Annotated in this window: 12 protein-coding genes; 10 read left to right on the plus strand and 2 right to left on the minus strand. The window is 39.4% G+C overall.

Annotated features, from left to right (window positions below; all coding sequences use genetic code 11):
* Positions 1–290 precede the first annotated feature (290 nt).
* The 6 genes from L650_RS0113595 (at position 291) to L650_RS0113620 (ending at position 6025) form a co-directional block, all read left to right on the plus strand.
* The gene (locus tag L650_RS0113595) at positions 291–761 is read left to right on the plus strand and encodes a hypothetical protein (protein ID WP_029773455.1); all 471 of its coding nucleotides are present in this window, start codon (positions 291–293) and stop codon (positions 759–761) included.
* Between the two features lie 55 nt (positions 762–816).
* Positions 817–1293, plus strand: a complete 477-nt coding sequence (locus L650_RS0113600) for a hypothetical protein (protein WP_029773456.1) — start codon at positions 817–819, stop codon at positions 1291–1293.
* 62 nt (positions 1294–1355) lie between these two features.
* Positions 1356–2054 (plus strand): molecular chaperone, encoded by a 699-nt coding sequence (locus L650_RS0113605; RefSeq protein ID WP_029773457.1) that lies wholly within the window; start codon positions 1356–1358, stop codon positions 2052–2054.
* A gap of 86 nt (positions 2055–2140) precedes the next feature.
* Positions 2141–2782, plus strand: coding sequence for a hypothetical protein (locus tag L650_RS0113610; RefSeq protein WP_164835563.1), 642 nt, complete (start codon positions 2141–2143; stop codon positions 2780–2782).
* Entirely contained in the window at positions 2779–5190 is a 2412-nt protein-coding gene (locus L650_RS0113615) for a fimbria/pilus outer membrane usher protein (protein WP_029773459.1), read from the plus strand. The genes L650_RS0113610 and L650_RS0113615 overlap by 4 nt, the downstream gene beginning before the upstream one ends.
* The gene (locus L650_RS0113620; RefSeq protein WP_029773460.1) at positions 5180–6025 is read left to right on the plus strand and encodes a hypothetical protein; all 846 of its coding nucleotides are present in this window, start codon (positions 5180–5182) and stop codon (positions 6023–6025) included. Before L650_RS0113615 ends, L650_RS0113620 begins: the two co-directional genes overlap by 11 nt.
* Here L650_RS0113620 and L650_RS0113625 read toward each other — a convergent pair.
* Positions 6015–6605, minus strand: a complete 591-nt coding sequence (locus L650_RS0113625; RefSeq protein WP_029773461.1) for a LuxR C-terminal-related transcriptional regulator — start codon at positions 6603–6605, stop codon at positions 6015–6017. The two genes, L650_RS0113620 and L650_RS0113625, sit on opposite strands and share 11 nt — an antisense overlap.
* A gap of 413 nt (positions 6606–7018) precedes the next feature.
* Here L650_RS0113625 and L650_RS0113630 point away from each other — a divergent pair, with 413 nt between their 5' ends.
* Positions 7019–9241, plus strand: a complete 2223-nt coding sequence (locus tag L650_RS0113630; RefSeq protein ID WP_029773462.1) for a TonB-dependent receptor — start codon at positions 7019–7021, stop codon at positions 9239–9241.
* Between the two features lie 278 nt (positions 9242–9519).
* Here the strand turns inward: L650_RS0113630 and L650_RS0113635 are convergent, their stop codons facing one another.
* Positions 9520–10284, minus strand: a complete 765-nt coding sequence (locus L650_RS0113635; RefSeq protein ID WP_024031852.1) for an outer membrane protein assembly factor BamD — start codon at positions 10282–10284, stop codon at positions 9520–9522.
* Between the two features lie 141 nt (positions 10285–10425).
* On the opposite strand from L650_RS0113635, the gene rluD reads away from it, so the two are divergent.
* The 3 genes from rluD (at position 10426) to clpB (ending at position 14811) form a co-directional block, all read left to right on the plus strand.
* A complete protein-coding gene (gene rluD, locus L650_RS0113640) occupies positions 10426–11406 on the plus strand; it encodes a 23S rRNA pseudouridine(1911/1915/1917) synthase RluD (RefSeq protein WP_029773463.1) in 981 nt (326 codons plus the stop codon).
* Positions 11406–12137 (plus strand): peptidoglycan editing factor PgeF, encoded by a 732-nt coding sequence (pgeF, locus tag L650_RS0113645; protein WP_029773464.1) that lies wholly within the window; start codon positions 11406–11408, stop codon positions 12135–12137. The genes rluD and pgeF overlap by 1 nt, the downstream gene beginning before the upstream one ends.
* A gap of 97 nt (positions 12138–12234) precedes the next feature.
* Complete coding sequence (clpB, locus tag L650_RS0113650) at positions 12235–14811, plus strand: ATP-dependent chaperone ClpB (protein WP_004587334.1); 2577 nt, start codon at positions 12235–12237, stop codon at positions 14809–14811.
* Positions 14812–14823 lie beyond the last annotated feature (12 nt).

Here is a 14823-nt window from a genome sequence, read left to right on the forward strand (position 1 = left end):
TAAAATAGTAATTGCTGTTTAATTGGTTGTTTATCTTTTATTCAACTTATGTTTTGCATGTTTATAAACATTAAACATAGCGCTAAAGCGGACTTTAAGAGAGTGATAATAATAAAGAGGCTACCTTTATCGGTTACTAGTCACTTAAATGTTTATACCAAATGGTATGCTTAGCTACAGTGTATTTAGTCTTACCTTTTGTTTTGTAATCAAATAACAACTTTCTAAACCTGAATTTTAGCTTAACATTACCACTGTATTAGCAAGGTAGTTCAAAGGAAGTGACAGTGATGAAGAGGCTTGCATGGTTAGTATTATGTTGCTTTGCATCCAATGCATACAGTAACGATGAAGTAAGTATTACATTGGTGGGGCATATTTCTCCGGTGTGTGAATTTACCTCACAAAATAATAACCTAGAGTTTTCTTCTAGTGGCGTTGCTAATACAACATTAGAGATTAACTGTAATTCGCCAATGAGAATATCAATGCAGTCTCTTAATGGTGGTTTAAGTCATGAGCAAAGCAGTAGAGTAAGTTCATATAATATTAACTGGTCATTGGAAGGTGCCAACAAAAGTGTGTCTGTATCGGCACAGGCAACCAAATCGACATATAGCTTTAATATTGATGATATCTTATTTGATAGCATTGCTGAAATTCAGTTAACTCTAGATGACCCCTTGATATATGCAGGAAGCTACCAGGATGTGATCCGCATAGAAATGACACCATCAGTAGTATCGGGTGGCGTGCTTTAAACGCACATTTATTTAACAAAACAAACTATATGTCACATGGATAAGGAATATAACAATGAAAAAATTAATCGTAATTTCAGCAATCGCAGCAATCTCATCTGGTTCAGCACTAGCAGATAACTTAAACGTAGGCGGTGCAGTCGCATCCGTATGTGAAGTAAGTAATATTGCAACAAATCACTACTTTCCAACTCTTGCAATGGGGGATACAACAAGCGTTAACTTTGATTTGAAATGTAATGATGTGGATGGTGCAACACTTACTTTAACCACTTCTGAGGGTCATCTTCAAAACGCTGATCATGAAGACAGAGGGATAGGGTACACCGCTCGCTTAACAGCAGGCGCATATGACTTTACTTTGACAGCTGATAATGGCATCAATGATCAAAGCGTTTCTCAAAGTAATGGCGGCAACAATACATTAGCAACGTCGGGCGTTGCAGGAATGATTGACTTAGAAGTAATTGAGACACCGGTATACGCAGGTACTTATGCTGATACTCTAATGCTAACTGTTACAGCAAACTAAAGTTAAATAAATTAAATAAAAAGGCAGTGACTATGCACTGCCTTTATTTAGGAGGGAATTCTATGCATATTTTATTTATCTTTATATTTTGTTTGCTTTCTTTTTCAGTCAGTGCTTTTCAGGTGATACCCATGGTAGCCGATCTCAGCTCGCAGGGGAGTCAGTCACAGCAAACACTTCGAATTACAAACCCATCTGATAAACCATTAACTATTGATGTTTCAGCATTTAATATGAATATAAGTGATACTGGTGTTGAGTCTTTAGAGATAAATGAAGAAGATTTCTTGATTATTCCTATGACAACAATTATCCCACCAGGAAATAGCCAGTCGGTTATTGTTAGATATATTGGCGAACCTATTATTGAACACTCCAAATCTTATCGAATTACAGTAGAGCAAGTGTCGGTTGATTTGAACGATAATGCGCAGTCTGGGGTTGGTATGTCACTCAGTTTTCGAACGCTATTTAATGTTGTGCCAGATAACGCTGAAGCAAAACTAATAATCAAAGACAAAAAGCAGTTAGCAGAAAATCAATGGGGTGTGTTGCTAGAAAACCATGGAAATAAATATGTACGCCTTTCTAAAGCTCAGTGGAATATTAAATCTAAGGGTAAAGTGTTAATTTTAGAAGGAATGGATCTAAGTAGAGCCCTATCAGGTAAGATTTTACTTCCAAATTCAAAAAGCAATATTTCAATTTCAATACCAAAAGAGTTTCAAGCTGCTGATAGTGAGTTAGAGGTTATATTCTAATGTTTTGTGTTCAGTGGTTCTCCCGATGTTTAATGATACTAATATGTAGTATTTCTATTTCGGTAGAGGCTCTGGAAGTAACACCTATGGTGATCACATTATCACCGGATAAACCCTCAAAAGTACCTTCTAGTTTTATTTACAATCAATTACCTAGAGAGATTGCATTTGATATTGAAGTGTTTGAAATTAATTTTTCTGAATCTAGCCCATCGTTAAAAAAGTTGGAAGATTCTCCATTATGGGTCTTTCCTCCCTCTTTATTTTTACAAGAGGGGCAAGGTCAGAAAATTCAATTTAGGTGGGTTGCTGAGAGTTTTCCGAAATATGATAAAAGTTATCAAGTAAGTTTAGTTGAGCAGCCTTTGGCTTCTAATATTGGTAGTGATACCTCGCAACTTAAAATATTAATGAATGTAAATTTAGTTGTTCATGTAGACAGGGATATATATTCACCTAACTTAAAAATACTGACTTCTAAAATAGAAAGTGGGGAGCTTTTAGCCCAAATCAAAAATGAAGGAGAAGGGGCTGCGCGGCTCAGTGACTATAAAATTAAAGTAACTACAAATAAATCCGTTGTAACTACTTTTGAAAAACAAGCTTTATTGGAGAAGGGGTACGATGTTTTTTTTGCGCCTTATGCCACACAGACCATAAAAGTTAAGCTACCTGAAAATATTGAGAGCCGTGAGGTAGGGCATTTAAGTTTAGATCTGGTGCAATGAAAACTTCAGCAGTGTTCCTCTTCGCTATATTTTTTTTACCACTTAGCGTGTTAGCACAAATAAACCCTTCTAGCAGGACAATTGAACTTAATGTGTCAGTTCAATTAAATAAAAGTCCAATAGGTCAAGTCTCACTTAAAGTCGATAAAGATGATGCACTTTTTTTACAGTGGAACGAGTTAGAGCCACACCTTAGCGAAATTTTACTTGAAGAAAAAGAGAGAGAACTATTTAAGGTATTAAAAGACAATACTTTAGCGGTAACTTCATTAAGGGAACTGGGTTTTAGCGTTGAGTTTGATATGAGCGATTTTAGTTTGGACGTTGTTGTTCCCGTAGAGTTAACTCGCCCACAAAAATTAAGTGCGCAAAAACGAAGGAAAAAGTTAAAGGCTATCGAGCCAGCTAACACTAGTGGTTTTATTAACGCTTATGCAAGCTACGTACATCAAGATGATAAGGAACAGCAGCAAGTTCAAGAGCAATATGCATTACGCTCAGAAATTGTAGCTAGTTGGCAAGGGTGGGTGTTAGAAAATGAATTTGAATATAATAAAATATCGCAGCCTGCTTCATCAAACTTTAAGCGGCAAGGAACTAGGCTTATTCATGATCTACCTAGCTTAGGCATGCGCCTTTCTCTAGGGGATAACTTTAGTTCAGGCGGTTATTTCCAAAACTCCTCTCGCTTGTTAGGTTTTTCAATAGCCCATGACTTTTCTCTATTATCAGACAGGCCCATAAGGCCAACCGCTTCACGTAGCTTTACTCTTCAAAGCCCTTCAAGTGTAGAGGTATATGTCGATGAACGAATTATTCAGCGCCTTAATTTGGTTGCGGGTATTTATTCTTTAGATGACATACCTTTGAGCGAAGGCAGCAATAATATCTCTCTAAAAATTACTGATATAGCTGGCGTTGTGCGCTATGTAAACTTTGATGTTGCAACTGGCTTAGATCTATTTGCACAAGGGCAGCTTGAATATGAAATTCACTTAGGCGTTCCTGCTGAAGCTGGCGATAAACTCGAGTATGAACCAGATTCTCCCTTCCTCAGTGCCTATCTGGATTATGGCCTGACCCCAAGTTGGACTGCAGGAGTTACAGCGCAGGGAGATAAATACGCGCAACAAATTGGCTTTAAACAAATCTATGCAGCTCAAATAGGGCAACTGGCATTTGAGGGCGCATTTAGCTTCGCGGAACGCCAAGGATACGCTTACCGTACTGTTTATAGTAGCTATAATATAAGCAACTTAGGAAGTGAGCTAACGCTCGGTTATGAATACAGTTCAAAAGGCTTTACAGCTTTAGGTTTTAGGTCTCAAGATACGTTTAATAACCGCTATAGAGAACACTATGCACAGGCGAGTTATAGTTATTATGTTAACGATAGAACGTTAGCCTCTTTTTTTACAAATATTTCCCGAGATCATCAAAGTGTTCAATTTGATAAATCGCTGGGAGTCAATTTCTCAGGCGACTTGGTAAATAGTCAGTGGAGATATACTGCAGGGGCGCAATGGGATGAGTTAAAAGGTGAGCGAGAGTGGGGTATAAATTTATCATTTACCTATAAATTTAATAATCAGCATAGAGTTAAACTATCCCACCAGTCTAGGCGTGATAAAACGAGACTAGAATTTACTCAAGACAGTAATCAGCGTTTTGTCGGTGCTTTGAACTTTCGAGCTGGTTTAGAGAGCAACGAGTTAAATAAAACTATCTTTGATTTAAACATGCAATATAACGCAAACCGTTTTGCTGCTAACCTTGAACATGCAAGTTTTTATAAAGATTTAAATGCTCGTTCTGCTTATCATCAAAGTCGTGTAAGCCTCTCATCTAGCATAGCTTTTGCAGATGATGCATGGGCATTTGGAAAGCCTATATACGATAGTTTTGCTTTGGTTAACGCCCACAAAAGTTTAGAAAATAAAGTGATTACATTAGGCCGAGCTGAAAATGACTATAGAGCTGATAATAGAGATTTCAAAACTATATTACTTAATGATTTGAGCTCTTATGACAATATCAACATCCCTGTTGATATTGATGATCTAGCCCCTGGCTATGATATAGGCTCTGGCATGCTTAGCTTTTACCCTAAATACAAAACTGGACATAAAGCAATAATTGGGACTGCAGCAAATATTTCTGTTATTGCAACTCTTCGGAGTAAGGACGAAAGCCCCTTAGCCTTAATGGTGGGAAAGGCTATTTGTCAAGATAAAGCATCGGCCAAAGAGTATACATTCTTCACAAATAAGCGGGGCCGCTTTGCAATAACTGGCCTTGCTCCTTGTCAGTATAAAGTGACCTTACAAAATAAAGATAGTACTACATTTTTAATAGAGGTTCATGATGCAGAGCAACTTCAACGAAAAGGGGTTATTTATGTTCATTAAAATTGTGTATTTAGCAATAAGTATATTTTTACTAACTATGGCAAGTAGAGTTAATGCTCTGTGTGATGCAAGTATTGGTGAAATTGAATATTTGTTCGATGACCTGTCATTTTATCACGTAAAATCACAAGTCGATGCTGAGAAGACAATTCGAGTAGACACAATAAATACGTCGGATTGTACTTTGTATTTTAGTCTTTCTTCGCAAAACCAAGGATACCTTAAAAGTAACTCTCAATTTATTGACTATCAAATTCGTCTAGAAAATCAGTTGTTAAGTAGGAGCATTAATCAGGTTAAGCTTAACAATAGCAAAGTAGATATCAGGCTAGTGATCCCCGCAGGGACGCCAGTAAAAGCAGGGTATTACACTGATAGGCTTGAGTTGAGGCTCTATGATGAAAATAAGCAAACCGTAGATGAAATAGAAATCGAGATTGAAACTAATATTCAACCCCGAACTAGTTTATCTTTATTAGGTTATAACACTTTTTCTAATACTGTTTATTTGGGAGAATTGAAGCCAGCAGAAAAATACACCATGTTACCTAGCTTACAAATAGTGACTAATACGGATGTTCAACTTAATGTAACCTCTGAGAATAAAAGTCGTTTATTACACTCTATTTTTAGTAATAAATATGGTATTAGCTATACATTGCAGTTAGGCTCAGAAGAAATTAACTTAGTAAAAGCTTCAAGTCTAAACTTTTCGTATTCTGGCCAGACTGAGTTTTACATTCCGCTTAGCATTCAATTGGAGGACTTCACACGTCAAGCCGCTGGAGAGTATTCAGATGTTATTCGTTTTCAAATAAGCCCACTTAATTATTAACTTTACTTAAGTTTTTTTGGCACCAAAGCAATGCTTGTTGTTTGTTTTTTACAGATATTTTTTGATAAATTTTATGTAAATGCACTCTGACAGTGGCTTCACTTATAAATAAGCTATCTGCAATAGCGGTGGAGTGTAGACCGGAGAAAAGCAAGTTTAATACTTTGATTTCTTTACAAGTAAGGTTACTTGATTGCAGGGTGGTTTGCTGTTCAGTGGCTAACATTTGTCTCATCCAGCTGTCAGTGACATCACGGGGAAACCAGAGCTTACCTTGTTCAATAGCTTCAAGGCCTTGTTGAAAAAGGGAGTCATCTGAACTTTCGTAAAAAAGTCCCTTTAAATTAGGCCATTCTTTTAAAGCTAATACGTCACTATTTTTTGGAACATCAAAAATAACTAAGCTTTTATAACCGTTATCTTGCATAAACTTATTGATAAGTTCATAAGTTGTGATTACATTAAGTGCTTGGTAATTAACTAATAAAATGTTGTAGTTAGCTGCTACACAGAAAAGTGAAGTATAGTCTGGACTATTAAAGCACTTTATATAGCGTATTGGAGTATTTTTAATATCCATAATTTCTGTCCGTAGATGCAATAGTAATACTATATTGCTATTTTTGGTTAATATCAATCATAGTGCATAGTTCGATAAGCTATACGTAGCTTTGATTAATGTGTTTTATGGAATAATGGTTCTCCTATATGTAAACATAAAAGGTGCACAAAATTAGAGTGTGTATAACGTGATTACTTTTTAGCAAAAGGCCATTTTTTTGTGTAGGTTATCCAACAATAATCAAAAATTATAATTGATTTGTACCTGTATGTTTATTAAATGAAAATTTTTATACATTTCTTCACAAATATGTAATATAATACCCTTCCAGAGGAAAGATGCTATTAGGCGTCTTTTTTTATGCCCAAAACTTATTGCCCAAGCCAATAAGTTCGCATAACTAAATTATACGGTATCCTTTGGAGAATATTTTGAAACTACGCAAACTCTCACAGTTAAGCCTCGCAATTGTCGCTGCACTAACTACCTCAGTAAATGCTGAAGAAGCTAAAACAACAGCAAAACAAGACGCGTTTGAAAAAATCGAAGTTACAGCTCGTAAACGTACAGAGAGCTTGTTTGAATCTCCAACCGCTATCACATCAATTGGTGCTAACCTAATTGATAAAGCCAATATGAGTAACCTAGAAGATATTGGTAAATACGTTCCAAACTTAAATATCACTCGCTACGGTGTAGGTAATGCGGCGCATGCCTCTGTGTTTATTCGTGGTATTGGTCTACAAGATCACATAATTACAACCGATCCGGGTGTAGGTGTTTATTTAGATGGTGTTTACTTAGGCCGTCAAATGGGGTCAAACTTATCGTTACCAAATGTAGAGCGTGTTGAAGTTCTACGTGGCCCACAAGGTACATTATATGGTCGTAATACCTTAGGTGGCGCAGTAAATGTAATTACTAAGCAACCAGGTGACGAAGGGATTGTTTCAACCACAGCTAAAATTGGTAGCCGCGGACGTATTGCTGGCGATGTATACTTTAATAACTCGCTAACAGATGAAGTGAGTATGTCTGCAAGTGCATCATACAAAACGCGCGATGGTGTGGGTGAAGCTGTCAATTTAGCTAATCCAGAAAAAGAAATTGGTGAAGAAGAAGAATTTAGCGGTCGCGTAGCCCTTAAATGGCAGGCCAATAGCGATTTAGCGTTTACTTTTTCACTTGACGGTGTTGATAACGAGTCGGGTCAATCGCCTTACACTATTGAGTTAACTGAGCCACTTGATGCAAATGATGTATTTAATGGTGACTTTCCTTTACTAACACAGGATATGATCCCATCTGACCCAGATGATTTAGGCACTACTGTTGCTGGTATTGAATCTACGTCTTACTCAGGGTGGGGTACGTCATTTACTGCTGATTGGGCAATTGATGATACGTACACGGCTAAATTTATTTCAAGTTACCGTACTTCTGAATACGAAGGTGGACTTGATGATGATGCCTCACCACTTAATTTATCTGAGTTCCCAGAAGAGGGTGGTGCAGACCAATACTCGTTTGAAATTCAACTAAATGCGACTTACGACAATATGGACTTTGTATCAGGTCTTTACTTCTTTAATGAAGATGGCTTCACACGTTCAGGTCCATTTGTATTTAGCCCATTCAATACTCCTAATGGCTTATTAAACGATGGTGTTACACCTTCATTTGGTGGTTATGGCGATTTTGAAATTAACCAAGAAACAAACTCATACGCTGTATATTTTAATACAAGTTACGATTTAACAGATGATTTAAGTATTGGTGGTGGCCTTCGTTACTCAAAAGATGAGAAAGATGCCGATGCGATTTTCCCAACATTTGCTGAACGTAAATACGTAAGTGCAGAGTTTGACGCTGTAACATGGGATGTAAACGCATCATATCAAATCAGCAATAACATGAATGTTTATGGTCAAATTCAAAAAGGTTACCAAACAGGCGGTTTCCCTCCACGTCCATTTGGCGGCCCCGATCAGTTTGTATCGTTTGATGAAACTAAAGCAATTAACTACGAAATGGGCTTAAAAGGCCAAGTACATGAAAATGTATCTATGATGTTGGCTGTATTTGTAACTGATTACACTGACCTTGCTTTACCATTTTCTGACCCTACTGCAGGCGGTGGTTTTGTAACGATTGTTGAAAATGCAGGTGAGTCTAAAGCGCAAGGTATTGAGCTTGAAACTACCGTTGCCATTACAGACGATTTCACAATTCGCAGCTCTGTAGGTTACTTAGATTCTGAAATTACAGAAGTAGATGCAGGCGTACAAGGTATTGGTAAAGGTGATTCACCAGCATTAACACCACGTTGGACTGTAATGATTGCCCCTTCTTACTTTATGGATTTAGACAGCGGTGCAACCGTTGCATTTAACGCTAACTACTCTTTCAGAAGCGAAATGCAAGGCCAGTCGGTTTACAATGAAAGCGAGACTATTGATTCGCGTGAGTTAGTTGGTTTTAATATTTCTTACACTAACCCTTATGGCGATATGGAAGTAACCTTATACGGTGAAAACGTATTAAACGAGGTTTACGATGTAGGTCGTTTACAGCAGTCAGGTTTTGTTGGTGTAATGCGCAGTAATGACCGTAGCGAGTTTGGCTTAAAATTCAAAAAAGACTTTGAGCTTTAATAACCCGCAATGAGTTAATTAAAAGGTAAGCTTAGGCTTACCTTTTTTTTCGCCTGTAAAAAGAAAAACTTAGATCAACAGTGAATCTCTTTAGAACAAGCGTTATACAATCGTGTAGTGCAATTGCTATTGATATATTTAGTGTGGTGCGAAGGCTAATCGCTAAGTATTAAAAAGCGCCACAGGCATCAACTAGCCTTATTTTTAGGCAATAAAAAAGCCCTCAGTGAGGGCTTTTAAACAATCAACATAGGTTTAAATAAAAACCTCTGCCATTCTTATTTGTTAGATTCATTGTATTCACGCGTTAGTCTTGCGTGCTCACTTAAATCTGTCAGGCCAAGCTTTTCGTAGCTTTTTTCCATCATCTCAAGTGCAGGCTCTAAATAGCTGCTTTGCGAGTAATGCTCAACAACGTACTTACCACGATTAGCGGCCGCTAGGTAAGCTTCACGTTCGTAGTAGTAATTAGCCACTTTTAGCTCGTAACGCGCCATGCGGTTTAAAAGCCACACTAAGCGACGTTTAGCCTCTGGTGCGTAATCACTTTTTGGAAAGCGTTTTACAAGCGTTGATAAATCGGTAAATGCAACACGTGTACGGTTTGCATCGCGGTCAGCTCTGTCTATGCCAAAATACTCTTGGAAGGCATTTTTATCTGCTTTAATGTTAACCAAGCCACGCATGTAGTACATGTAATCTAAATCTTTGTGGTTTGGGTTTAAACGAATAAAGCGGTCGATAGTCGCTAATGCTTGCTCTGTATTACCTGATTGGTAATGGGCATACACTAAATCCATTTGGACTTGCTTTGAGAAAGGGCCAAATGGGTAGCGTGAATCAATAGCGGTTAATAGCTCAATTGCTCGGGCGTATAAACCTGAGTCGAGTGTTTGTTTTGCATCTTCATACAAAGCGTGTGCAGATTTGTTAGGAACGCGTTGGATATCTTCTTGGTCAGGCGCAGAAGAACAGGCCCCTAAAGTAAGTACAGAAGCTGAAAAAACAATGGCGAATGCACGTTTCCCTATTTTATTTATCATTTTATTTGTTACCTTCGATGTCTTCGGCTAGGCCACGGCGGTAAAACCGAGTAAACTATGCGTATTATATTATGCTTTTATTAAAAGCGATTCTAACCCAGTCAGGCACAGCTTGCACTGGTAAATTGGGTAAAGTTACTAATGTCAGAACAAATTTCACTTCAAGCCGAGGTTCCTACCGAGTTAGGTGGTAAACGTCTAGACCAAGTATTAGCGCAATTGTTCCCTGATTATTCACGTTCACGTATAAAAACATGGATATTGGATGATAAAATCACCGTTGACGGTGAAATCTATAACACACCACGAGAAAAACTACTCGGTGGTGAAGTTGTAAATGTTGAAACCAGCATTGAAGCACCACGCGAATACGAAGCACAAGATATCAAATTAAACATTGTTTATGAAGATGATGATATTTTGGTTATCAACAAACCTATGGGCCTAGTCGTTCACCCAGGTGCAGGTAACCCAGATGGCACAGTGCTAAATGCATTGCTGCATCATTTTCCGGATATTATTAACGTACCGCGTGCTGGTATTGTGCACCGTCTAGATAAAGACACCACAGGCTTAATGGTGGTGGCTAAAACTATTCAGGCGCAAACACACTTAGTTAAAGCACTGCAAAAGCGCGAAAACTTCACACGTGAATACGAAGCTCTATGTAATGGTACTATGACCGCAGGTGGCATGGTTGAAAAGCCGATTGGCCGTCATCCAACGCAGCGTACACACATGGCAGTTCACGAAATGGGTAAGCCTGCCATTACACATTACCGTGTTGCTGAAAAATTCCGTGCTCATACACGTTTACGCCTTCGCCTAGAAACCGGACGTACACATCAAATTCGTGTTCATATGGCGTATATAAACCACCCGTTAATTGGTGATAGAGCCTACGGCGGGNGGCGTCCTCGTCCACCTAAAGGTGCTACGCCAGAGCTGTTTGAAATGTTACGTACATTTAATCGCCAAGCCTTACACGCAGTAAAATTGAGTATTGCGCACCCTATTACGGGCGAGATGATGACCTGGCAAGCGCCTATTCCAGATGACATGGTGGCAATGACTCAGGTGCTTAGAGAAGATACGAAAGCTAACCCTAACATAGAGTATTAATGGCTTTTTTGTCAGCCCCTTGGCCTAATTTAACCTCGGTAGGTACGCTCAGTACCACCCGAGAAGGCGGTGTGTCAAAGCCGCCTTTTAATAGCTTAAATTTAGGCCTACATGTTGATGATGATCCAGAGCACGTGCTAAAAAACCGTGCTTTGGTTGAGCAATCCCTGCCAAACCCGCCACTGTGGCTTAATCAAGTGCATAGCGCCGATGTGCTCTGTGTTGATGCAGATTTTAATTTTCAAACATTACACAGTGCTGATGCGTTGTATACTAAAGTTAAAAATCAGCCTCTTGCTATTATGAGTGCAGATTGCATGCCTATTCTGTTTGCAAGTCATGATGGCCATGAAGTTGCAGCAGTGCATGGTGGTTGGCGCGGCCTTGAAAAAGGGATCATAAAAAATACGCTTGCCTGTTTTAGCTCGCCTAGTAAGCAAATATATGCGTGGCTTGGGCCTGCTATTGGTGCTGAGCAATTTGAAGTTGGCGCCGAGGTTGCTACGCAATTTATTGCAAAATCTCCGTTGTTTAAAGAGGCGTTTAAATTACAAAGCAATAATAAATACTTGTGCGATATTTACCTAATCGCTCGCATTGAGCTTGAGCAATTAGGTGTTATTAATATTAGCGGAGGCGATTATTGTACTGTTTCTCAGCCATCATTGTTTTTCTCTTATCGGCGAGAAGGTAAAACAGGGCGTATGGCAAGTTTGATCTGGCGCAAATAAAACACTATTTCCCCACAATATTCTTCTTAACACCTTGAACAATTCTATTAACATACCCATTTATTAAGCAATTAGTTTATTAAATAGGTAAACCCTCATGCGTTTAGATAGATTCACAAGTAAATTTCAATCTGCGCTTTCAGATGCTCAGTCGCTAGCATTAGGGCGCGATCATCAATTTATTGAACCCGTACATTTAATGTATGCGCTTTTACAGCAAAATGGCTCTAGCGTGCGCGCCTTGCTTGCACAAGCAGGCGTGAGTGCGGATGAACTTAACACCAAGCTTTCTCAAGAAATAGAAAAGCTGTTTAAAGTTGAAGGAGTAGGGGGCGACGTACAGCTTTCTAATAACATGGCTTCGCTTATTAACTTATGTGATAAGTACGCGCAAAAGCGTAAAGATAAGTATATTTCGAGCGAATTATTTGTATTAGCTGCCTGTGACGACAAAGGCCCTTTAGGTGATATTTTTAGAGCGCTTAATATCACTGCAACTAAAATAGAAAGTGCCATAAAAGCAATTCGCGGTGGCCAAAAGGTCGATGACCCTAACGCCGAAGAAACCCGACAAGCACTTGAAAAATACACCATTGATTTAACCGAGCGCGCAGAGCAAGGTAAGCTCGACCCCGTTATTGGGCGAGATGACGAAATCCGTCGTACGATTCAAGTTTTGCAGCGCCGTACTAAAAATAACCCCGTGCTTATTGGTGAGCCAGGGGTAGGTAAAACGGCCATTGCAGAGGGGTTAGCACAGCGCATTATAAATGGCGAAGTGCCAGAGGGCCTAAAAAGTAAGCGTGTTTTATCGCTAGATTTAGGCGCGCTGGTGGCGGGTGCTAAATACCGCGGTGAATTTGAAGAGCGTTTAAAATCAGTGCTCAACGAGTTGGCTAAAGAAGAAGGCCAAGTGATTTTATTTATTGATGAAATTCACACTATGGTGGGCGCAGGTAAAACCGACGGCGCTATGGATGCTGGCAATATGTTAAAGCCAGCGCTTGCTAGAGGGGAGCTACACTGTGTGGGCGCCACTACGCTTGATGAATACCGCCAATACATAGAAAAAGATGCCGCACTTGAGCGTCGTTTTCAAAAAGTATTGGTTGAAGAGCCCTCAGTTGAAGACACCATTGCTATTTTACGCGGCTTAAAAGAGCGCTACGAGTTACATCACTCTGTGGATATTACCGACCCGGCAATTGTCGCCGCTGCGCATTTATCGCACCGTTATATTAGTGACCGACAATTACCAGATAAAGCCATTGATTTAATTGACGAGGCTGGCTCTTCAATTCGTTTGCAAATAGATTCTAAGCCTGAGTCTTTAGATAAGCTTGAGCGCCGTATTATTCAATTAAAACTTGAAGATAACGCTTTAGCTAAAGAAAAAGACGATGCAAGCCAAAAGCGGCGCAGCGAAATGCAGCAGCTCATTACCGACTTAGAAGCGCAATACCGAGAGCTTGATGAAGTATGGAATGCAGAAAAAGCCTCGTTACAAGGCACGCAAGTAATTAAAGCTGAGCTTGAACAAGCGCGCCTTGATTTAGAGGTTGCCCGCCGAGCAAGCGATTTACAGCGTATGTCGGAGCTGCAATACGGAAGAATTCCAGAGCTTGAGCGAAAACTTGATTTAGCCTCGCAAGCTGAAATGCAAGAAATGAGCTTACTAAAAAACCAAGTAGGCGAAGACGAAATTGCAGAAATACTTTCTCGTTGGACCGGGATCCCAGTATCGCGAATGCTGCAAGGTGAGCGAGAAAAACTGTTAAAAATGGAAGAGCAACTTCACAGTAAAGTGATAGGGCAGGACGAAGCAGTTGTTGCGGTCGCGAATGCGATACGACGCTCTCGTGCGGGGCTTGCCGATCCTAATCGACCAATAGGGTCATTTTTATTTTTAGGACCAACTGGGGTGGGTAAAACAGAGCTTACTAAAGCGCTTGCAGGTTTTATGTTTGATACAGAAGATGCCATGGTGCGTATCGACATGTCAGAGTTTATGGAAAAACACGCTGTAGCACGTTTAGTGGGTGCGCCTCCCGGTTATGTTGGTTACGAAGAAGGCGGTTATTTAACCGAAGCCGTTCGCCGTAAGCCTTATTCTGTAATTTTGCTTGATGAGATAGAAAAAGCGCATCCCGATGTATTTAATATTTTATTGCAGGTACTCGATGATGGCCGCCTTACTGATGGGCAAGGGCGCACGGTTGATTTTAAAAATACGGTTATTATTATGACCTCAAATTTAGGCTCAGATATTATTCAAGAGCAAGCGGGCACGAACGACTACGCAACGCTTAAGAGCAAAGTTATGAATGTGCTCGTTAATGAATTTAGGCCAGAATTTATAAACCGTATTGATGAAACTGTCGTATTTCATCCACTTGCCAATGAGCATATTAAAGAAATTGCCGATATTCAGCTTGTTAAATTGCGCGAGCGTTTAACAGAAATGGGCTACTTATTAGAGATCAGTGATGCGGCGCTTGAAAAAATAGCCTCTAGCGGGTTCGACCCTGTTTACGGTGCTCGGCCATTAAAACGAGCTATTCAGCAAACAATCGAAAACCCACTGGCTCAGCAGCTATTAGGGGGAGAGTACAACCCTGGCGATATTGTCGTGATAGATGCAAACGAGCAGGGCCTGATTTTTTCAAAACGCTAATCTAGACGCACA

The sequence above is a fragment of the Pseudoalteromonas sp. TB51 genome (assembly GCF_000498055.1).
Lineage (GTDB): Bacteria > Pseudomonadota > Gammaproteobacteria > Enterobacterales > Alteromonadaceae > Pseudoalteromonas > Pseudoalteromonas atlantica.